Annotated in this window: 13 protein-coding genes; 5 read left to right on the forward strand and 8 right to left on the reverse strand. The window is 68.3% G+C overall.

Annotation, left to right across the window (positions count from 1 at the left end; all coding sequences use genetic code 11):
• Window positions 1-6 precede the first annotated feature (6 nt).
• Both VEC57_17360 and VEC57_17365 read right to left on the reverse strand, forming a co-directional pair.
• Window positions 7-1,425 (reverse strand): efflux RND transporter periplasmic adaptor subunit, encoded by a 1,419-nt coding sequence (locus tag VEC57_17360; protein ID HYC00905.1) that lies wholly within the window; start codon window positions 1,423-1,425, stop codon window positions 7-9.
• Window positions 1,418-3,040, reverse strand: coding sequence for a TolC family protein (locus VEC57_17365; GenBank protein HYC00906.1), 1,623 nt, complete (start codon window positions 3,038-3,040; stop codon window positions 1,418-1,420). Before VEC57_17365 ends, VEC57_17360 begins: the two co-directional genes overlap by 8 nt.
• Before the next feature lie 44 nt (window positions 3,041-3,084).
• On the opposite strand from VEC57_17365, the gene speA reads away from it, so the two are divergent.
• Complete coding sequence (gene speA, locus VEC57_17370) at window positions 3,085-5,010, forward strand: biosynthetic arginine decarboxylase (GenBank protein ID HYC00907.1); 1,926 nt, start codon at window positions 3,085-3,087, stop codon at window positions 5,008-5,010.
• On the opposite strand, the gene VEC57_17375 is transcribed toward speA, so the two are convergent.
• Window positions 5,011-7,302 (reverse strand): HNH endonuclease signature motif containing protein, encoded by a 2,292-nt coding sequence (locus VEC57_17375; GenBank protein HYC00908.1) that lies wholly within the window; start codon window positions 7,300-7,302, stop codon window positions 5,011-5,013.
• Between the two features lie 408 nt (window positions 7,303-7,710).
• On the opposite strand from VEC57_17375, the gene VEC57_17380 reads away from it, so the two are divergent.
• Window positions 7,711-8,733, forward strand: a complete 1,023-nt coding sequence (locus tag VEC57_17380) for an archease (protein ID HYC00909.1) — start codon at window positions 7,711-7,713, stop codon at window positions 8,731-8,733.
• A 118-nt stretch (window positions 8,734-8,851) separates the two neighbouring features.
• On the forward strand, window positions 8,852-10,288 hold the full coding sequence (locus VEC57_17385; GenBank protein HYC00910.1) for an RtcB family protein: 1,437 nt from the start codon (window positions 8,852-8,854) through the stop codon (window positions 10,286-10,288).
• Window positions 10,289-10,299: 11 nt separating this feature from the next.
• Here VEC57_17385 and treZ read toward each other — a convergent pair whose 3' ends face one another.
• From treZ to glgX, 3 genes are read right to left on the reverse strand one after another with little or no spacing between them, the layout of a single operon-like run.
• Complete coding sequence (gene treZ / locus VEC57_17390) at window positions 10,300-12,003, reverse strand: malto-oligosyltrehalose trehalohydrolase (protein ID HYC00911.1); 1,704 nt, start codon at window positions 12,001-12,003, stop codon at window positions 10,300-10,302.
• The gene (gene treY / locus VEC57_17395; GenBank protein ID HYC00912.1) at window positions 12,000-14,633 is read right to left on the reverse strand and encodes a malto-oligosyltrehalose synthase; all 2,634 of its coding nucleotides are present in this window, start codon (window positions 14,631-14,633) and stop codon (window positions 12,000-12,002) included. The genes treZ and treY overlap by 4 nt, the downstream gene beginning before the upstream one ends.
• Entirely contained in the window at window positions 14,623-16,797 is a 2,175-nt protein-coding gene (glgX, locus tag VEC57_17400; GenBank protein HYC00913.1) for a glycogen debranching protein GlgX, read from the reverse strand. The genes treY and glgX overlap by 11 nt, the downstream gene beginning before the upstream one ends.
• Before the next feature lie 195 nt (window positions 16,798-16,992).
• Between glgX and VEC57_17405 the strand changes: the two genes are divergently transcribed.
• Window positions 16,993-17,991, forward strand: coding sequence for an LLM class flavin-dependent oxidoreductase (locus VEC57_17405; protein ID HYC00914.1), 999 nt, complete (start codon window positions 16,993-16,995; stop codon window positions 17,989-17,991).
• Window positions 17,992-18,049: 58 nt separating this feature from the next.
• On the opposite strand, the gene VEC57_17410 is transcribed toward VEC57_17405, so the two are convergent.
• Window positions 18,050-19,027, reverse strand: a complete 978-nt coding sequence (locus VEC57_17410; GenBank protein HYC00915.1) for a TerC family protein — start codon at window positions 19,025-19,027, stop codon at window positions 18,050-18,052.
• Window positions 19,028-19,141: 114 nt separating this feature from the next.
• On the opposite strand from VEC57_17410, the gene nhaR reads away from it, so the two are divergent.
• Window positions 19,142-20,071 (forward strand): transcriptional activator NhaR, encoded by a 930-nt coding sequence (gene nhaR / locus VEC57_17415; protein HYC00916.1) that lies wholly within the window; start codon window positions 19,142-19,144, stop codon window positions 20,069-20,071.
• Window positions 20,072-20,089: 18 nt separating this feature from the next.
• On the opposite strand, the gene VEC57_17420 is transcribed toward nhaR, so the two are convergent.
• On the reverse strand, window positions 20,090-21,766 hold the full coding sequence (locus tag VEC57_17420; protein ID HYC00917.1) for a transporter substrate-binding domain-containing protein: 1,677 nt from the start codon (window positions 21,764-21,766) through the stop codon (window positions 20,090-20,092).
• Between the last annotated feature and the right edge of the window lie 333 nt (window positions 21,767-22,099).

Here is a 22,099-nt window from a genome sequence, read left to right on the forward strand (position 1 = left end):
GTGGCGTCAGTTCGCGGCGCCGCGCCGCGGTGGCGATGAGCCTGTGCCCGGCTGCTGCGCCGCAGCGTTGCCCGTGCCGGCGCCGGGCTGCGGCGCGGCGGCGCTGCCTGCGCCGGTGCCCGGCTGCTGCGCCGCTGCGCTGCCTGTGCCGGCGCCGGCCGGCGTCGCGGCGGCGTTGCCTGCGCCTGGAGTGCCTGCCGGCCCGTTGCTTGCGCCGGCCGCGCCGAGAATGCCGCCGGAGGGCTCGGGCGCCGCGGCTACCGCATCCATGGTCGTTTCGTGCGCGACGACCGTGATGCCCGGGCGCGCGCGCAGCAGGCCGTTGACGATGACGCGCTCGTGCTCGCCGACGCCGCTGAGCACCGCTCGCATGCCATCGTCGGTGCGCTGGCCCAGGCGCACGATGCGGGGCTCGACCACGCTCTGATCGTTGACCACCAGCACGTACTTGTTGCTCTGATCGGTGCCGATGGCGCGATCGGGCACCAGCAGGGACGGCACCGGCGGCCCCAGGCTCAACCGCACGCGCACGAACAGGCCCGGCTGAAACAGGTTGTCGGGGTTGGCGAAGACGGCGCGCGCGCGAATGGTGCCGGTGGTCGGGTCGGCCTGGTTGTCGACGAAATCGAGCACGCCCTTGTGCGGATAGCCGGTCTCGTTGGCCAGACCCACGTAGACGGGCAGGTTGAGACTTCGGATGTCGGCCGGCGCCACGCGCTGTCCTGCGGCAAGACGCCGCTCGCGCTGGTGCAGGACCATGCGCTCGTCGCAGTCGAAGTAGGCATAGAGAGGGTCGGTCGCGACGATGGTGGACAGCACCGGCGAGTTGACTCCGGCCTGCACCAGGTTGCCGACGGTGACGGCGGTGTTGCTGATGCGGCCGCTGATCGGCGCGGTCACGCGCGTGAACTCGAGGTCCAGGCGCGCGGCATCGAGCTTGGCCTGTGCCGCGCGAATCTCGGCGGTGGCCGAATCGCGCGCCGCCACGGCCGTCTCCAGCTCGCTCTTGCTGGCGGCGCCCTGCGGCAGAAGTCTCGTGGCGCGCGCGACGTCCGCCTCGGCCTTGCGCAGCGCCGCCTGCCAGCGGCCGACGTCGCCGCTCGCCTGCGCGGCCGCGGCCTCGTACGGACGAGGATCGATGACGAACAGGATCTGGCCTTTCTCCACCATCGCGCCGTCGGTGAAGTTCACCTCGACCAGGTAGCCCGAGACTCGTGCGCGGATCTCGACCTTGTCGACCGCCTCCATGTGGCCGCTGGCCTCGAACATGTCCTCGACCGGCCGGACCACGGGACGGGCCACGCTGACCTCGGGCGGCGGCAGCTCGGCAACTGCCGGGCCGCGGTTGCCGCAGGCGGTCAGCGCGGGCAGCGCCGCGAGCATCATCGCGGCCAGCAGGGGCGAGCGCGGGCGAGCTTCAATCATGATCGTCCAGCATGCTGCCCCAGGCGGTGCGTGCCCGCATCTGTGCCTTGGCGCGCTCGGAGACGAAGTCGCTGCCCTCGCGGATCTCCCAGCCGCCGCCGAGGGCGCGATAGAGCGAGACGAGGCTGGCCGCCTCGGTGCCGCGGATCTGGACGTAACGGTCGTGCGCCTCGACGAGGAACTGCTGGGTATCGAGGACACGCGTATAGTCGGCGGCGCCTTCGCGGTACTGGATCAGCGCCAGGTCGACGGCGCGCTGGGCCGCGGCGATGCTGTGCTCGAGCGCAATCGCCTGCTCGCGCGCGCCGCGGTAGCTGGCGATGGCGTTCTCGACCTCGCGCTGCGCCTGCAGCACCTGGCCTTCGTAATCCGACAGCAGCGACTGGAAGCGCGCGTCCTGGATCCGGACCTCGTGGGCTATGCGGCCGAAGTCGAGGATGCGCCAGCGGAACTGCGGGCCGCCGAACGCTTCGAGCGCGCTGCCCTTGAAGAGATCGACGCCGTCTTCGGCCGCCACGCCGATGCTGCCCGTCAGGGACAGGCTCGGCATGTACTCGGTCTTGGCAATGCCGATGCGCGCACTCTGGGCGGCGAGCCGTCGCTCGGCAGCGCGAACATCGGGCCGGCGGCGAAGCAGCTCGGCTGGCACGCCCACGCGAACGACGTCGGGAACGACGGGGATCTCGGCCCGTCCTTCGTGCAGCTCGGGCAGCGCGGTGGGAGCCACGCCCAGAAGCACCGACAGGGCATGCTCGCTGATGCGAAGCTGCGCTTCCAGGTTGGGCAGCAGCGCGCGGGTGTTCTCGAGCAGCGAAGCCGCCTGAGCGGCGTCCAGCTCGGTGACGGCGCCGCCGCGGAAGCGCACGTCGGCGATCTCGAAGCTCTGCTGCTGGATGTCCAGGTTGCGGCGCGCCACGGCCATGCGCTTCTGCAGCGTGCGGTAGCGGACGTACTCGGAAGCGACTTCGCCGAGCAGGCTCACCAGCACGTCGTCGTAGGTGGCGATGCTGGCCAGCATCTCGGCGTCGGCAGCTTCGATGGCGCGTCGGTACTTGCCCCACAGGTCGATCTCCCAGGATGCGTCGTAGCCGAGGGACCACTCGCGCAGCGCGCCGCTCGGGCCCGAGCCTCCGGCCGCCGCCGAGGCCCTGGCCGTCGCGGTCTGCGCGCTGGGATCGGTGAAGGCCAGGCCACCGCGGGCCGAATGGTCCTGGGGAAAAAGGTCGGCGCGCGCCAGGCCTCGTCGCGCGCGCGCCTCGAGCACACGGGCGCCGGCGCTGGCCAGGTCGGTGTTGTTGGCGTACGCCTGCGCGATGAGCGAATCGAGCGCGGGGTCGGCGAAGATGCTCCACCAGGTCCGGTAGTCGGCGGGCTCGGCGGTGACGGAGATCCCGTCGGCTCCGCGCCACTGCTCCGACAGCGGCGGCGGCGGCGTGGCGTAATTGGGCCCTAGCATGCAGCCGCACAGGAGGGCGGATGAGACGGCACACGGGAGCAGGCGCGCGCCGGCACGGGAGGCGTTGGATGAGAGGTGCGGCAACGGAGACCCCGCTGCGGTCTGTTTCGCCCAGGCGGAGGTGATTCGCAATAAAGGGCGTGCGCCCGGGCAACGCACGCGCTAGTTAGGCGCGCGCGCGGTTTTGTGGCAACGAGGACGACGTGAGCAACGGCGAACAAGGCAACGGCTGGTCCATCATCAAGAGCTCCGATCTGTATCAGGTCCGGGGCTGGGGCGAGCCGTACTTCTCGATCAGCGAGCAGGGCACGCTGCTGGTCACGCCCGATCCGGAGAAGCCGAACCGCAAGATCGACCTCTACGAGCTGGTCGGCGATCTGGAAGCGCGCGGGCTGGATCTGCCGCTGCTGATCCGCTTCAGCGACATCCTCAAGGACCGCATCCGGCGCCTCAACGAGTGCTTCCACAAGGCGATCGCCGACTACGGCTATCCGGGCACCTACCGCGGCGTCTTCCCGGTCAAGGTCAATCAGCAGAAACACCTGATCGATGAAGTGGTCGAGTTCGGGCAGCCCTGGCAGTACGGGCTGGAGGCCGGATCGAAGCCGGAGCTGCTGATCGCGCTGTCGGCAATCAGCGATCCCAACGGCCTGATCATCTGCAACGGCTACAAGGATCGGAAGTACATCGAGACCGCGCTTCTGGCGCAGCGATTCGGCAAGACGGTGATCGTCGTGCTGGAGCGGCCCGAGGAGCTCGATTTCGCGCTGGAGGCGTTCGAGAAGACCGGCATCCGGCCCTGCCTGGGCGTGCGCGCCAAGCTGTCGTCGCGCGGGGTGGGGCGCTGGAAGAACTCGGCCGGCGATCGCGCCAAGTTCGGCCTGACGGTCAGCGAGATCGTGGAGGTGTGCGACCGCCTCGGCGCCGCGCAGATGCTGGACTGCCTGCAACTGCTGCACTTCCACATCGGCAGCCAGATCTCGAGCATCATCCCGATCAAGAACGCGATGCAGGAGGCGGCCAACCTCTACGTGGAGCTGGCCAAGCTCGGTGCCGAGATGCACTACATCGACGTCGGCGGCGGCCTGGCGGTCGACTACGACGGCTCCAAGACCGACTACCACGCCTCCAAGAACTACAACGTGCAGGAGTATGCGCACGACGTCGTGGCGGCCATCCAGGAGGCGTGCACGAAGGCATCCCTGCCGTGCCCGACCATCATCAGCGAGAGCGGGCGCGCGGTGAGCGCGCATCAATCGGTGCTGGTGTTCGAGGTGGTGGGGACGCACGAGGTGCGGACCGATGAGGCGGCCGATCCGGGCCCCGGTGCGCATTCGGTGCTGCGCCACCTCTACGAGACGTATCTCGGAATCCAGCCGAAGAACCTGCAGGAGGCGTATCACGACGCGCAGCAGGGCAAGGAAGAGGCCGAGAGTCTGTTCAAGCTGGGCTTCCTGAGCCTGCGCGAGCGCGGCCAGGCCGAGCGGCTGTTCTGGGGATGCTGCGCCAAGATCGCGGCCACGGCGCGGCGCCTCAAGCGGGTTCCCGAAGAAGTGGCCGAGCTGCCCGAGCAGCTGGCGGCGATCTACTACGGCAACTTCTCCGTGTTCCAATCCGTGCCCGACAGCTGGGCGATCGACCAGCTCTTTCCGATCCTGCCCATCCACCGGCTCAACGAGGAGCCGACGGTGCGATGCGTGGTGGCGGATCTGACCTGCGACAGCGACGGAAAGATCGACCGCTTCATCGACGTCGAAGATCCCAAGCAGGTGCTCGAGGTGCACAAGGTGCGGCCGGATCAGCCGTACATGATGGCGATCTTCATGGCGGGCGCATACCAGGAGATCCTCGGCGACCTTCACAACCTCTTCGGCGATACCAACGCGGTGCACGTGCGGCTGTCGGAGGACGGAGAGGACGACTACGAGGTCAGCCACGTGGTCAAGGGCGATTCGATTCACGAGGTGCTCGATTACGTGGAGTACGAGCCGAGCGTGATGGTCGAGCGGATGCGGCTGCAGGCCGAGCGCGCCAAACGCGAAGGGCGCATTACCGTCGATCAGGTCAAGCTGCTGCTCAAGCATTACGAAGAGAGCCTCGGCAGCTATACCTATCTCACCGACGATTGATCATGCCGCGGCGGCGGCGCCCGCCTCGGCCGGCTCGCGTCTTGCGGAGCCGCTGTCCGCGGCGGATGCGGCGGGGGCATTTCTTGGGGGTGCGTCATGATCATGCCGCAGCCTTCGCGCGCCTGTATCGGCCGGCTCGCGTGTTGCCGCGGAGGTGTCTGCGGCAGATGTGGCCGGAGCACGACTTGCAGATGCGTCACGCGCCGCTGCGGCCGATGGCGCCGCCGGCGCGCGCTCATAGTAGTCGCCGCGAAGTTGCAGAATCGGCGTGCCGTCCGGCTTGAATCCGATCTGCCATACGAGGTCGTCGGGCGCGTGACCGCTGGCTCGAATGACGTAGCCGTGCAGGCCGCGCTGGTGGTGCCACAGGCATACGGCCACGCGGTTCCACGGATCGTCGGGGCCGCGCAGCGACCGGAAGATCACGTGATGATCGTGAAGCTGAGCACGCGCGGTGCAGCCGGGGACGCTGCAGCGCCAGCCGTCGCGCGCGAAGATCGGATCGCGATGGCCCGGAAGCGCGCGCCATTGCGCGAGGATGTCTTCGAGCATGCGTCGCAGCCCATCGCCGCGCCGGTCGCCCGGCTGCATGAAGCACGTCTGAAGGTGATGGAACCACTCGACGATCCGGGCGGGACCTACGAAAGAGACCGTGCACGGCATCGGCGCCGGTACGACGCGGAGGTGGGCGCCACGCATTTGCCGGCTCTCATCGGCCGTGCGGGGCGACTGGCCGGCGGCGGGATCATGGATTGTCGCGTGTCGGCGCAGCTCGTCCCAGATGCCCTCGAGCGACATGCGCGGCGGCGGCGGTGGCCCGATGGTGCAATGGTGGTCGATGTGCGCCCGCGCCTTGGCGTACAGAAGCTCCTGTCGGAGCCGTCGAAGCGTGACGAGGCGCGCGCGCTCGGCCCACGCCCTGGCATGAACGCCGTGCGACACGGGCGCGAGAGCGGCGACCTTGGCGCGCGTCAGCTTTCCGGCCCGATAGGCTTCGAAGATTCCGGAGCCGCGTCGGGAGCTGTCGCGTGCCATTCGAAGAAGGTCGCGAGTCTTGCGCGGGCAGATGCCGAGTCGAGCATGCGCATAGTCCTCGAGCGTGGCGTGGCCCAGATGACGGTAGAATCCGGACGGCGCGTGCCGAGCCATCAGGTCGGCCAGGCGTGCATCGTTGGTCTGCATCACCGCAACGACCTTGCGCATGCGCCGATCGAGCCGCGATGGGTGACACGTCCGAAGTGCGTGCATGCCGAGCGTATGTCGCAGGTTCGGCGGCAGGGCGGAGAGGCAGCCGTCGTCGTCGCGGCTGCCCGCGCGGCGGTGGTCGCACTCGCCGCCCCACGCCTGCAGTTGCCGCTCTGTCTCGTCCGCACGTGCGTCGATGTCTTCAGCGGTCTGTTGCCCTTCCAGCGAAGCCAGCATTTCCCGATTGATGGTTGCCGATGAGCTGGCTTCCATGCACATCGCCTCGACGAGATTCCAGGTCGCGGCTTCGCGACCGATGAGGCGCGCGGCGTATTCACAGGCTTCCAGCCATAGTCGGTGGGTGCGCTCGCTGCACGGCACGGCCACGCGAGCTGCACGTTCGCCGTCGATCATTCGTACCGGCGCCGATTCGTTCCACCATTGCTGGTAGAGCGTGTCGTCGTCGGCCTTGGCTTGCGCTTGGGCCGCGGTGTCGTCGGTGTCGATCGCGTTCTGCCGCTGCTCCGCCGGATCCTGTTCTGTAAACGCCGTGCCGGCCTCGGCGCCCGTCGCAGCATCGTCTGTGCACGCCGCACCAACCTCGAGGCCCGTCGCATCATTGTTCGTCGTTGCGGCGGCGCTCTCCGCGCCCGGCCTTGCCATCGTCGCCGCGTTGCCCGACCCACCAGTCGCCGCAGGCCGCTCCGCCATCAGAACCGCAACAAGCTCATGGTTGAGGAACGGGATCCGCTCGATCGGCACCCCTTCATTCAAGGCGTGGACCTTGGCTTCGAGCGCTCGTCCGGTTGATGCACGCGCTTCCGCGAGCCACAGGTCCGGATGGCGCAGGTGCTTGATCGACGCGATGGCTCGCACCTGCGTCCAATTGAGCTCGCCGCGTGTGTAGGCGGCATCCATCGATGGGACGCTTGCGAGCCGAGCCGAAACCCTTGCCATCGTGGCGAGCTCGCTTGCCGAGATGCCGAGCCGTTCGCGACACCAGTCGCTGAGCCGCGCAAAACCAAGCGCCTGCCATGCCTTGCGCTCACGCAGCGCCACGGCGAGCTCGCCAAGGACGCGGCGGCAACGCGCATCGAGCCGTACCACCGCCGCGATTTTTCGGTGAACCTCATACGCTCCGACAGTCCCACGCTGCGTTTCGGACAACCGCGGGACGGAGGCATCGCTGGCAGTATCCGTGTGCGCACTGCGCTTCAGCCCTCGAAGTGGCAGACGATCATCGACTCCGGGGGCTCTCGCGCCATCGTCGCGTTGGCAGCGCATGTACGAAGATTTAGCGAAAGCGCGCGACCTCGACAAGCGATTTTCGCCTATTTTCATGCTGGATCCGTAATTCTTCGTCCGGCGGACCGACGCGTCGCCGCCGCCGGTCTTGCGTGCCGCGTCCCCGCGTCGAACAGGCTGCGGTACCGAACTCGCGCGGACGCGCGTGGCGGTCGCGCCGCGTCGTTGCGGCTCGCGCGCGGTGGCAGGCGGCACGTAAGGTTGGTGCACGTGCGCGAGCGGACCACCCTCACCAAGGCAGCGTTGCTTCGGCGCGACGGTGCAAGCCCGAGCAAACCGCTCTACCCTCACTTCATGGCCGCACCGCAGCGCAACTCCACACTGCAACGCACCTCCACACCGCCATGCACCGCGGCGCCGCATCGCACCTTGTGGATCACCGCGAGCGATCCGAGCAGCGAGGCCTGGCTGCGGTACGGGATCGACCGGATCGGCAGCGGAGTCGTCGACGCCGAGGCGTGGCGGGCGGACGACGTACTCATTGCGCGTGTCGAGGCGACCGCGGAGGCACCGACGCGGCCGCCGCATCTCGCATGCTCGCTCGAGCCGCCATCGGCGTGGACGCAGGAGCTACCGCGCGTCGCACTGCGCTCGCGCTTCGTCACCGAGGAAACGGACCACACTGCCGACGAAGGCTTCCTCGTCAACGCCAGCACGCGCGGCGACCTGCTCTGTGCTGCCGCCGAGGCTCTTGCGGCGCTGATGGTCGAGCCGGAGAGCATTGAGCTGCGAGAGGAGCGTCCGTGCAGCGTCGCACTGGAACCGCCGCCGACCGCGGCAGGCGCGCCGCACGCCACCACCAGCGACACACTCGCACCTCTCGAAAGGAACGGCCGCGGCCGGCAGCCCTCGCCTTTCGCCGCCGACCGCCTCGATCCGCAGGCCGCACCGGACCGGCTCGCGCCCACCGCCGGCGACGCCCCCGTTCATCAATCCGCGCCCACCGCCAACGACAGGCTGCATCTCGAGCATGCTTCACCCGACGATGACGAGCGGCTCTTTCGCTGGCTTTCGGAGATCCTCTTCCTCATGGACGCGCGCCGCTTCGCGATCCGGCGCGTGGTGCTGACCCGCGACGACGATAGCGGCGTCGACGGCTTCGCCTGCGGCGAGCCGCTCGACATGGAGCGGCATGCGGTTCGCGGAGCGATCAAGGCAATCACGTACCACGGCATGGAGATTGGCCGCGAGCCCGACGGCACGTGGCGGGCGCACGTCGTGGTCGACGTTTGAACGGCGCGGCAAGGCTACGAACGGGTGCACCCATGACGCAGCCGAAATCTCCCGCCCAGGTCGGCAGTCGCCCGACGCCGCCGCGCAGGCACCGCGAGGTCACGAACCCATGCAACCCATGATGCAGCTCGAACGGCTCGACGAGGTCCGCTGGCGCCTTCCGCGTCAGGGCAACATGCGGGTCGACGGGATGATCTATGCCGACGACCTGCTGATGACGCACATCCAGAACGACCCGTGCGTCCAGCAGGTCGCGAACGTGGCCACGCTGCCCGGCATCGTCGGGCGCGCGCTGGCGATGCCGGACATCCACTGGGGCTACGGCTTTCCCATCGGCGGCGTGGCCGCGTTCGATCCGGACCAGGGCGGCGTCGTCTCACCGGGCGGTGTCGGCTACGACATCAACTGCGGCGTGCGGCTTCATGCGACGCAGCTCGAGCGCGGGCACGTGGCCCGCGATCGCGACCGCATCGCCGATGCGCTCGCGCATGCAGTGCCGGCCGGCGTCGGTGTCGGCAAGCCGGACGCACGCGTGGCCGACCTCGACGCGATTCTCGCTGACGGTGCGCGATCACTCGTCGGCACCGACATCGTCACGCCGGCCGATCTCGACTCCATCGAAGAAGGCGGACGCATTCCCGGCGCCGCGCCGCAATGGGTCAGCGATCGTGCCCGCGAGCGCGGCCACGGGCAGATCGGGTCGCTCGGCAGCGGCAATCACTTTCTCGAGCTCGATGTCGTTGCCGAAGTCTACGACGAGGAGGCGGCGCAGCGCTTCGGGCTCCAGGAAGGCGGCGTGACGCTTCTCGTGCACAGCGGCTCGCGCGGGCTGGGACACCAGGTGTGCGAGGACATGCTGGCGCTGATGCTGCGCGCGTCGCAGGCAGCCGGCATCGTGCTTCCCGACAAGCAGCTGGCGTGTGCACCGCTGTATTCGGACGACGCCAGGCGCTACCTCGGCGCGATGGCGGCGGCGGCGAATTTCGCCTTCGCCAACCGCTCCCTCATTGCGCACCGCGCGCTGAACGCGCTGGCGGCCGCGACCGCGCGCAAGAAGCCGGACCTCAAGGCGCGGCTGGTCTACGACGTGTGCCACAACATCGCCAAGTACGAGGAGCACGTCATTGACGGCCGGCCGATGCGCGTGTGCGTGCATCGAAAAGGCGCCACGCGCGCGTTCGGTCCGGGGCATCCGGGCGTCCCTGCGAATTACCGCGACGTCGGCCAGCCGGTGATCATTCCCGGCGACATGGGCCGCTACAGCTACGTGCTCTGCGGCCAGAAAGGAGCGATGGACGAGACGTTCGGCAGCGCCTGCCACGGCGCGGGGCGGCTGCTCGCTCGCAATCAGGCCAAGAAGCTCGCGAGCGGCAGGGAAGTGCAGAAGAGAATGGCCGGACTCGGAATCGCGCTGCGCGCGGCGAGCATGTCGGCGGTCTCCGAGGAAGCGCCCGAAGCCTACAAGGACGTGGCCGACGTCGTCGGCGTCGTCGAGAAGGCAGGCATCGCCCGGCGCGTCGCGCGGCTGGAGCCCCTCGTGGTCGTCAAAGGCTGACGCGCTGCCGCTCAGCCCCGCACCGCAACGATCACGCCCGGCCCCGGCAGCCGCTGCCACTCCGCATTTGCCTGCGACCGCAGCACGATCCGCCACGGCCCTTGCGGCGGCGCGATGAGCGCGGGCTCGGTGCCGACGTTCGCAGCGACGAGCAGCGACCCGCGCCGCAACACCAGCACGCGCTGGCGCTCGTCCCCGTCGACCTGCACATCGGCGGCGTCGATCGGATGGTCGCGCCGCAGCCGCAGCAGCTCGCGATACCAGCGCAGCATGTCGTCGTGCGCGCCGTCCTGGATCTCTTCCCAGCGAAGGCGCGAGGCCTCGAAAGTCTCGGGCGCCTGCGGATCCGGCACCTCGCCGCGCCACTGGAACGAAGCGAACTCGCGCCGGCGTCCTTCGCGAACCGCGCGCGCAAGCTCCGCATCCTGGTGGTCGGTGAAATAGAGGAACGGCGTCGACGCCGCCCACTCCTCGCCCTGGAACAGCAGAGGCACGAACGGGCTGAGCAGCGTCAGGGCCGCCGCGACCTTCAGCGCCGGCGGCTCCAGGAGCTGGCTGAGCCGCTCGCCGAAGCCGCGGTTGCCGATCTGGTCGTGATTCTGGCTGAACACCACCAGCTGGTCGCATCGCACATCGTTGGGCTCGCGCCCGTGGCTGCGACGGCGAAAGCCCGAGTAATCGCCCGCGAAGACGTATCCGCGCTGCCAGGCACGGGCCAGCTGACCGAAGCTGCCGAAGTCCGAGTAGTAGCCGTCGCGCTCGCCGGTGAGCAGCGAGTGCAGCGCATGGTGGAAATCGTCCATCCAGTGCGCATGCAGGCCGAATCCGCCGCGCGACACCGGCCATACCAGGCGCGGGTCATTCGCGTCCGACTCGGCGATCAGCAGCAGCGCGCGGCCGCTGTCCTTTTCCAGGCCCGCAACGGCACGAGACAGCTCCTCGAGAAAGTGCGTTGCGCGCATGTCGTAGATCGCATGCACCGCGTCCAGGCGCAGGCCGTCGAAGCGGTAGTCGCGCAGCCACATCAGCGCGTTCTCGATGAAGAACGCGCGCACGGAATCGCTGCCCGCGTCGTCGAAGTTGATCGCCGGCCCCCACGGCGTTCTGTAGCGGTCGGTGAAGTAGGGGCCGTAGCTGGCGAGGTAGTTGCCGTCCGGCCCGAGGTGGTTGTAGACGACGTCGAGCAGCACCGCCAGGCCATGATCGTGCGCCGCCTGCACGAGCCGGCGAAGCTCGTGCGGAGTGCCGTACGCCGGATGCGGCGCGTACGGATAGACGCCGTCATAGCCCCAGCCGCGGCTGCCCGGGAATGTCGCCAGCGGCATCAGCTCGACGTGCGTGACGCCGAGGTCGCGCAGGTAGGGCAGCTTCTCGATCACTCCGGCATAGGTGCCCGAGGGGCTGAACGTGCCGACGTGCAGCTCGTAGATCACCGCCTTCGACAGCGGCACCGGCGCGAACGCAGCGTCGTTCCATTCGACGCCTTCGAGGGCGATCGCCTGCGAGGGCCCGTGAACTCCCTCGGGCTGCCAGCGCGAGGCCGGGTCGGGGAAGGGCCCGTTGCCATCGACGCGCAACCTGTAGCGCTGTCCCGCCTCCAGGGCGCAGGTCCAGGCTCCGTCGCGCTCTTGGCGCAGCGGTCGCACCTGATCGTCGACGATCGCTTCCACGGCGCGCGCATCGGGCGCCCACACTCGTAGCGTGACCTCGCTCATCGTCGCAGGAGAAGCGCCACCGGGAAGGCACCGAACAGATGCTCGGGCGCCGCCTCGCCGCGAAACGAGCCGCCCCCGAGAACGTCGTCCCATTGCCCGTCGGGCAGCGGCACCACGGTGTCTTCCCACTGTCCGGCGAGCGCGAGCGTGAAGCGCGGCACCACGACCATCAGCTCCTCGGCGCGGATGTACGAAAGCAGGTGCTGCAGCCGCGGCCCGCGCGCGCCGTGCGGATGATAGGCGGCATCGGCGCCGAACAGCTCGGGCCGCTGGCGGCGCAGGCGCAACACCGTAAGGATGAGCCAGAGCTTGGGCATGCCGCTCTCCATCTCGGCCATGGCCTGCGCGGCCGTCATGCTCTCGGCACGCTCGAGCATGCCTTGCAGCGCGCCGAAGTCGACGGGCCGCCGATTGTCGGGGTCGACCAGGCTGAGGCTCCAGCGCTCGGTGCCCTGGTAGAAGTCGGGCGTGCCCGGCGCCGTCAGCTTGATGAGCGTCTGCGCCAGGCTGTTGATGCGGCCCGCTTCGCCGATCTGCGTCACCAGTGCTTCGAGCTCGGCGACGAAGTCGGCGTCGGCGAAGAGCGCGTCCAGGAACTCGTGCACGCCGTTCTCGTAGTCCTCGTCCGGCTCGTGCCACGAAGTATGGATCTTCGCCTCGCGGCACGCCTTCTGCATGTAGAGCCAGGCGCGCTCCGCGTCGATGGGCCAGGCGCCGACCAGGGTCTGGTAGAGCAGGTACTCGGCAAGCTTGTCGGCCTTGCGTCCTTTCCACGCTGGCTGGTTGCGCGCGCTCCACGAGCGCAGGGCGGCTGCCCACGCCTCCACGGCCTCGGTCAGCACGTCAATGCGGCAGCGCACGTCTTCGCTGCGCTTGGTGTCGTGCGTCGACGTGCCCAGCAGGCTGCGCGGCCAGCGCGAGGCGATGTGCGAGCAGAACTGATGAAAGCGATCGGTCGAGATGCCGAGCAGCGACGGCTGCGAGCCGACCTCGTTGCACGAGAGCAGGCGGTCGTAGAGGTAGAACGTGGTGTCCTCGGCGCCTTTGGCCGTTACGGCCGGCGTCAGCTGCTGCCACCGCGCGAGCAGCTCGCGAGACAGTTCGCCGTCGCCCGTCAGCACCTTCTCGAGCGCGTCGAATACCTGCGGCTGCACGCCGGCGGCCTGCGCTCGCGCGGCGCCGAGCGCATCCAGGAGCAGGCGCCAGTTCTTTTCGTCGGCCGAGCCGTCGGCAGCGGGTTCCGTCGCCGACGCTCTCAGATACGTCCGGTACACCGGCAGCATGCACGTGAGCAGCTCGAGTGCCTGCCGCATCTGGCGACGGCTCAGATCGTGCGCCCGACAGCACGCCTCGGCGGCCGCCATCGCCAGCGACGTCAGCCGCACCAGGTCGGCTTCGAAGCTGGTGGCGACGATCTCGAGCTTCTTGGCCCGGACCAGCGCCGGATAGTTGACGGTGTGTCCGGTGAAGTCGTGATAGGCGGCCGTCAGCGCATCGCTCTTCTGCTCGTCCATCCACAGCCGGCCGACGCGGTCGAGGAAGTCGTAGCCGACGGTGCCGTCGACGGGCCAGGAGGAAGGGAGCTCTTCCTCCGCATCCAGGATCTTCTCCACGTAGATGCGGCCCTGCGGAAACATCTGCCGCAGCCGCTGCAGATACCCGAGCGGATCGCGCAGCCCGTCGGGATGATCCACGCGCAGCCCGTCCAGCTCGCCGGCCTCGATCATCCTGCGGATGCGGGCGTGCGTGCGCTCGAAGACGTCGTCGCGCTCGATGGCCACGCCGACCAGGGAGGCGATGTTGAAGAAACGGCGGTAGTTGACCAGCTCGCCCTCGCTCTTCCACCAGCACAGCTTGTAGAACTGCTGTTCGAGCAGGTCGTGCATCGCGTCGGCATCGGCCGACACCGCGGTGCAGCGCTCGCGCAGGTCGCTGCGCCAGCGGGAGTTGCTGCCGAGCTCGCGAATGTCGCCCGCAGCCGTCTCGGCCAGCGCGCGGAGGCGCTCGACCTCTCCTTCACCCGGCAGCTCGCCGTGCTGCAGCCGGCGAAGCTCGTCCAGCATCGCGGTCAGCGCGCCGTCCGCCGGTGGCATCACGCTTGCCCATGAACCGGGCGAAAGCGGCCAGCTCTGTTCGTAGTAGTAGATGCGCGGCAGGCCCGCCTCGGCGGCCTCCACGCGCAACTCTCCCGCAGCCAGCGCCTCGGCGTACGGCTTTCCGAGCGTGCACAGGCGCAGGCACCAGCGGCCGCCGTCGGCGCGCGCCGCGACGTCGAAGGTGCGCTCGCAGGCGCTGAACGGCCCCCGGCTCAGGAGGTCTTCCCACCACGGATTGGCGCTGCTCGCGCTCATGTGGTTGGGCACGATGTCGAGCAGCACCTTCAGGCCGTGACGGCGCACCGACGCCTGCAGCGCCTGCCATCCTTCCTCGCCGCCGAGCTCCTCGTTGATGCGCAGAGGATCGGCAACGTCGTAGCCGTGCGTGCTTCCCGGCGCCGCCTGCAGCACCGGCGACAGATAGACGTGGCTGATGCCGAGCCGCGCCAGATAAGGAACGGCCGCCGCAGCGCAGGACAGATCGAAGCCGCGATGGAGCTGCAGCCGGTATGTAGCCGTCCAGTTATCGGCCACGACGCAGGACCACCATCGAGCGACCGGCGAGCTGGACGAGGCCGCTCTTTCGCAGCCTCTCCTTGTCGGGCGCGAGCTCCGGCCGCGCCGTGTCGAACACGGTGCGCCAGATGCGCTGGCGCAGCTCTTCGGGGACGCGGAACTTGATCGGCTCGTGGTAGGCGTTCAGCAGCAGCAGGAAATCGTCGTCCTGGACGCGCTGGCCGGCCGAGTCGCGGATCTCGGGCGCGTCGCCGAGCAGCAGCATGCCGAGCGTGCGCATCCAGCCGCCGTCTTCCCAGTCTTCGTCGCGCATGGGCTGGCCGTCCGAGCGCAGCCAGCGGATCGTCTCGACGTCGGGCGTGTCGGGGTTCTCGTCGCGGAAGGTGCGGCGGTGGAACGTCGGATGCTCGCGCCGATAGCGACTGAGGCGGCAGGCGAAGTCGAAGAACGCCTGCTGCTCTTCGCTGAGGTTCCAGTCGTACCAGGTCAGCTCGTTGTCCTGGCAGTAGCCGTTGTTGTTGCCCCGCTGGCTGCGCGCGATCTCGTCGCCGCCGCCGATCATCGGCACGCCCTGTGAGAGCAGGAGCGTGGCCAGGAAGTTGCGCATCTGCCGCCATCGCAGCGCGCGGATCTCGGCATCGTCCGTCTCGCCTTCGACGCCGCAGTTCCACGAGGAGTTGTCGTCGGAGCCGTCGCGGTTGTCGTCGAGGTTGGCCTCGTTGTGCTTGCCTTCGTAGGAAACCAGGTCGGCCAGCGTGAAGCCGTCGTGTGCCGTGATGAAGTTTATGCTCGAGGAGCGCAGGCGTCCGGCGTGCTCGTAGAGGTCGGCGCTGCCGCCGAGCCGGGTGGCCACGTCGGCGTGGAGGCCCATGTCGCCGCGCCAGAACCGTCGCACGGTGTCGCGGTAGCGGCCGTTCCACTCGGCCCAGTTGTTCGGGAACTTGCCGACCTGGTAGCCGTCGGGCCCCAGATCCCACGGCTCGGCGATCAGCTTGACCGAGGCCAGCGTGGGGTCCTGGTAGATGGTGTCGAAGAAGGCGCCCAGCTGCTTCACCTCGTCGAGCTCGCGGGCCAGCGCAGCCGCCAGGTCGAAGCGGAAGCCGTCGACGTGCATCTCGGTGACCCAGTAGCGAAGGCTGTCCATCATGAGCTGCAGCGAATGCGGGTGCACCATGTTCAGAGTGTTGCCGCAGCCGGTGAAGTCCATGTAGTAGCGCGCGTTGCCCGGCACCGTCCGGTAGTAGGCGAGGTTGTCGATGCCGCGGAACGACAGCGTCGGGCCCATCTCGTTGCCTTCGGCGGTGTGGTTGTAGACGACGTCCAGGATCACCTCGATGCCGGCCTTGTGGAGGCGCCGCACCATGTCGCGGAACTCCCACACCACACCGAAGGGATGCTCGCGCGCCGCGTACAGCGGATGCGGCGCGAAATAGCCGAGAGTGTTGTAGCCCCAGTAGTTGCGCAGGCCCCTGTCGACGAGGTGGCGGTCGTCGAGAAAGTAGTGCACCGGCATCAGCTCGACGGCAGTGACGCCCAGGCGCTGCAGGTGCTCGAGCACCGGGTCGCACGCAAGGCCCGCATAGGTGCCGCGCAGATTTTCGGGGACTGCCGGATGTCGCATCGTCAGTCCGCGCACGTGCGTCTCGTAGATGATGCTCTCGTGCCACGGCACGCGCGGTGGCTCGTCATCCTGCCAGTCGAAGGACGGGTCGGCGACGACGGCGAGCGGAGCAAAGGGGGCGCTGTCGCGCTCATCGAACGATAGATCACCGTCGGGAGAGCCGATGGTGTAGCCGAAGACGGCGTCGTCCCAGTGCAGGCCGCGGCCGATGGCTTTGGCATACGGATCGAGCAGCAGCTTGTTGGCGTTGAACCGCAGCCCTGCCGCGGGATCGAACGGCCCGTAGACGCGGTAGCCGTAAAGCTGGCCCGGGCGCAGATGCGGCAGATAGCCGTGCCAGAAGTCGTTGGTGCGCTCGCGCAGCCGCAATCGCGCCGATTCGTGGCGATCCTCGGCGCTGTCGAAGAGGCACAGCTCCACCGCTTCTGCGCCGGCGGCGAACAGCGAGAAGTTCACGCCCTCGCCGTCCCACGTTGCGCCTTGCGGGAAAGGTTCGCCCGGGAGCAACACGAGCTCGCGCGTGCCCTCCCGAAGGGGTGCATGCATTTCCATCAGCTTCATTCTCGTCCGATGCCTGGATGCCGGCTCGGGCCGGCGGGGCGAAACCAAGCTTAGCGTGCCTTCCGGCCGTGAGTAGGGGCACTGGAAAAGATGATGCGCGGTCGCGTGTCACCGGGTGCTGCCGCCGCTCCTACGCTGCCTGCCGTCCGCGGACGGCTCGTTGCGCTTCATCGGCGCACGCGTCAGGAGGGGCGCGTGGCGCTGTTGTCGGTTCTCGACCTTGCACCCATCATCGAAGGCGGAACGGCCGCCGAGGCGCTGCGCAACAGTCGCGACGTTGCGCGGCATGCCGAGCGCTGGGATTACCGGCGCTTCTGGCTGGCCGAGCATCACGGAATGCCGGGCATCGCCAGCGCCGCTACGGCGGTGGTCATCGGGTACGTCGCCGAAGGCACCGAACGCATCCGTGTCGGCGCCGGCGGCATCATGCTGCCGAACCATTCGCCGCTGGTGATTGCCGAGCAGTTCGGCACGCTCGAATCGCTGTACCCCGGACGCATCGATCTGGGACTGGGCCGCGCTCCGGGCACCGACCCGGTCACCGCGCGCGCCTTGCGTCGCAACCTGGAATCGGGGCCCGAGACGTTTCCGCAGGATGTTCTGGAGCTGCTGGCGTACTTCTCCGATCCCGATCCCGATCGGACCGTTCGCGCGGTTCCGGGCGCGGGACTGAAGGTCCCGATCTGGATCCTCGGCTCCAGCCTCTATGGCGCGCAGGTGGCCGCGGCACTGGGCCTGCCGTTCGCGTTCGCCTCGCATTTCGCGCCGACGCAGATGATGCAGGCGCTGGAGCTGTATCGCAGCCGCTTCCGTCCCGGCGCGCTCGAGAAGCCGCACGTGATGCTCGGCTTCAACGTCTTCGCCGCCGACACCGACGAGGAGGCCCGATTGCTGTCGACGTCGGTGCAGCAGGCTTTCGTGGCGCTGCGCCGCGGCCGCCCCATCCAGCTGCCGCCGCCGCTCGAAGGATTCGACGAGACGCTGGCTCCGGCCGAGCGCGCGGTGCTCGAGGCGGTGCTGTCGTGCTCGGCCGTCGGATCACCGGAGACCGTGCGTGAAGCGATGGCGGCGTTTCTCGACCGGACGCGCGCGGACGAGCTGATGATCGTCTCGCAGATCCACGATCATCGCGCGCGCCTGCGCTCGTTCGAGATCGCGGCGCAGCAGGCGCGGATGCTGGCGGCCTCGTCGTGACGGTTGGGCGCGCGCCTGGCCGCCGGTACCGAGGACCGGCCGGTGACGCGCGACCGCTCTACTCTACCTCGACCTTGGGGTCCTCGAGCAGCACGTCGCAGCTCACTTCGCGAGCCGACGGCGGCTTCCACAGCGAGACGAGGACGGAGGCTCCGAGGATGCCGGCTATGGCGGCGAGCGAGACGCCGATGGGAATCTTGTAGACGTCCATCAACAGCATCTTGGCGCCGACGAAGATCAGCACGAAGGACAGGCCGACCTTGAGATATGCAAACTGCGTGATCACGCCCGCGAGCAGGAAGTAGAGCGAGCGCAGGCCCAGGATCGCGAAGATGTTGGAGGTGAAGACGATGAAGGGGTCGGCGGTGACGGCGAAGATGGCGGGGATCGAGTCGACGGCAAAGATCAGGTCGGTGATCTCTACCGCCAGCAGCGCCAGCAGCAGCGGCGTGGCGTAGCGGCGGCCGGCGCGCACGATCGTGAACTTGTCGCCCTGCATCTCGTGCGTGACGGGGAACAGGCGCTGGAAGCCGCGCAGCAGCGGATTCTGCTCCGGATGCATCTCCTCGTGGCGCTGCAGCAGCAGCTTGATGCCGGTGATCGCGAGGATCGCGCCGAAGACGTAGATTCCCCAGTGGAACCGCTGCAGAAACGCCGCACCGGCGAAGATGAACGCGGCTCGCATCACCAGCGCACCGATCACACCCCAGAACAGCACGCGATGCTGATAGCGCGCGGGCACGGAAAAGGCGCTGAAGATGACGACGAAGACGAAGATGTTGTCGACGGCGAGCGCCTTCTCGATCAGGTAGCCGGTGGCGAACTCGAGCGCGCGCTCGGTGCCGAACCAGGAGTAGACGCCGAGATTGAAGATCACCGCCAGCACGAACCAGATCGCGCTCCATGCCGCCGCCTCCTTGACGCTCACCTCGTGGGCATTGCGGTGAAACACGCCGAGGTCGATGGCCAGCATCGCCAGCACGAAGGCGAGGAAGGCCGACCACAGCATGGGCGATCCGATGGTTTCCAGTGGCATCTGCAGGCTCCGTTGCGTCGAGGGGCGGCGGCCGTGTCGTCGGCAGCTCGTGCAGCGGTTGTAAGGCCTTTGCCTTATGTCGACAATAACGAAAACCGGACATAATCTGTCGGTATGAGCGACAAGACCGAGAGACGCATCGAATGGCTGAACTACCACCATCTCCTCTACTTCTGGGTCGTGGCGAGGGAGGGCGGCCTGGTGGCCGCAGGCAGGGTGCTGCGCCTGTCGCATCCGACGCTCAGCGCGCAGATCCACGCGCTGGAGAACCAGCTCGGCGAGAAGCTGTTCACGCGCTCGGGGCGGCGGCTGGAGCTGACCGAGATGGGACGGGTCGTTCTGCGCTATGCGGACGAGATCTTCTCGCTCGGGCGCGAGATGCTCGACACCGTGCGCGGCCGGTCCACGGGACAGCCGATGCGCCTGGATGTCGGCATTGCCGACCCGGTGCCCAAGCTCGTCGTGCGGCGCCTGCTCGAGCCCGCGCTCAGCCTGGCTGATCCGGTGCGCCTGGCCTGTCACGAGGACTCCTACGGAAAGCTGCTGGCCGACCTCGCGCTGCACTCGCTCGACATCGTCATTGCCGACGCGCCGGTCCCGCCCGGCAGCAGCGTGCGCGCGTTCCACCATCTACTCGGAGAAACGGGTGTCACGTTCTTCGGCACCGCCGAGCTGGCCAGGAAGTTCCGGCGCGGGTTTCCGAAATCCCTCGACGGCGCACCGATGCTGCTGCCGCTCGAGAATCTCAGCCTGCGCCGCGCGCTCAATCAGTGGTTCGACCGGCTCGACATCAAGCCGGCGGTGACGGCCGAGTTCGAGGACAGCGCGCTGCTGTCGGTGTTCGGCGGCGACGGAGTCGGAATCTTTCAGGCGCCGACCGTGATCGAGAAGGAAGTGACGCGCCAGCACGGCGTCGAGATCATCGGACGGACCCAGGAAGTCCGGGAGCGATTCTACGCGATTTCGGTGGAGCGGCGGCTCAAGCACCCGGCCGTCGTGGCCATTTCCGATGCCGCGCGCCACGAGCTGTTCGCTCGTTCATGAGGCTGCGGGCGTTGATCGTCACGTCTCCACGAACTGCCGGTAGTGCTCGAAGCGCTCGAGGATGCGCTCGACGTACATCACCGGCTCGATGCCTCGGCAGTAGCCGAACTTGACGACGGGGTCGGCCGCGATCTTGGCCTTGGATTTCTCCAGCAGCCAGTAGGACACGTCGCGCCAGCTTTGGGGGTCGCCGCCATACTTCTCGGCGAGCCGGCGCGCATCGTCGACGTGACCGGGCCCGACGTTGTACGAGGCCAGGATGAACTTGAGCCGCTCCTTCTCGTCGGCGATGCGATCGGCCCAGCGCGTCTGCAGCGACTGCAGGAAACGGACGGCGCCGCTCACGTTGTCCTCCGGCTTGAACAGATCGGTGACTCCGACTTCCTTGGCCGTGCGCGGCATCAGCTGCAGCAGTCCGGCCGCGCCGGCCCACGACTTCGCCTTCGGATTGAAGCGAGACTCCTGGTAGGCCTGCGACGCGAGCAGCCGCCAGTCCCAGCCGAGCGAGGGCGCGTAGCGGCGCAGCAGATCGTCGAACGGTGACAGCTTGCCCGTCGCGGAGGTCAGGTACTCGCTCTCGACGCGCTCGGTGAACGCTCGGCGGTCGGCGAAGTACTTCCTGTACATGACCGCCAGGTGCCCCGACCTCTCCTTGCCTTCGAGCCAGGCGTTGAGCGCCGCCAGCAGCTCGGTCGATGCCGCGGGCAGCGCCCATACGATCTCGTGCGTCTCTCCGAGGATCGGCTTGATCTTGAGGTTGGTGAAGTAGACCTCGGTGAGCCTGCCGATGTTCTCGTGCGCCACGGTGTAGGTGATCTGGCCCTCGGCCACGCGCTTGATGAGCGCTTCATCGCCCGTCTGCACCTCCACAACATGGATGTCGCCGGAGATGCTGTCTTCCAGCTCGATCAGCGTGCGTTCGTAGGCGGAGTCCTGGGGAACGTCCACTCGCTTGCCGGCCAGCTGCCACGGCTTCTCGATGAGACGAACGCCGGCCTCGATCTCCTGGATGGTTTTGCTGCGCCCGCTCGCCGCCTGAGTGGCTTCCGGAGGAAGGTCCGTCGCGACGATCGGCCGCTCCTGCTGAACGAGCACGGGGTCGGACTGATAGAGCGGCCGTGTGTAGGCGATGCGTCCTTCGAGCACGTCGGTGCGCGCCAGGCGTCCGGCGGCGATGTCACCCGCGCCCTGGTCGAGCCGATCCAGAAGGGTCGTCGGATCCGAGACGACTTCCACTCGCAGCGTCAGGTGGTTCTCTTCGGCGAACTGCCGCATCAGCTCGTATTCGAATCCCATCGGCTCGCCGCGGTAGAGAAAGTAGGAGGTCGCGTTGGTCGGCGTCAGCATGAGGATCTCGCCGGCCGCGCGGATCGCGGCAAGATCGCGCGAGTGTGCGGGCTCGTCCTCCTTCGCTGCCGCCGCCAGCTCAGGGGACTTCTCCGTATCGGGCGCCTTGTGCACTCCGACGGGCCTGGCCGCTTCGGGAGGATCGGACGGCTCCTGCGCAGCCGCGGGCGGCGCCTCGACGAGCTCGGGGAACGGCGAGTCCTGACCGTCGTGGATGACGTCGTCGTCGCTGCGAGAAGGTGTGGCTGCCGCCGGCGGGTCCGGCGCGCGCGAGTCGGGATCGCTCTGACACGACACCGTTGTCAGGAGCAGCACGAGGCAGATTGCAGGGCGCGTCAGCAGCTTCATTGTGGGAACGTCGCGCAGATCCTTCGCCGCCTGATGCCGCGCTGACGTGCGTGCCGCCCCGGCTCGCTCCAGCCCAGCCTTCCGTGCACGAGTATTGAGCGGCTTTGCGCGCTCAGCCAGCCTTCGCGGGACGATGCGCATCATGCGGGGCGAAGCGACAGTGGAAGCGGTCGCGCAAGCAGTTGCGATTCCTCGCTCCTTGCGTTCAAGCAGGGGCAGCAGACGAGCGAGGCGGGCACGGCGCGCGTTTCCGCCACCGCTGCGGGCGTCGCACCGATCGAGGCATGGTTCGAGCGTTGCGCACCAGCCTCGCCACCACCACGCGCGTCATGC

It is taken from the genome of Candidatus Limnocylindrales bacterium (assembly GCA_035626395.1).
GTDB lineage: Bacteria > Desulfobacterota > Binatia > UBA1149 > CAITLU01 > DASPNH01.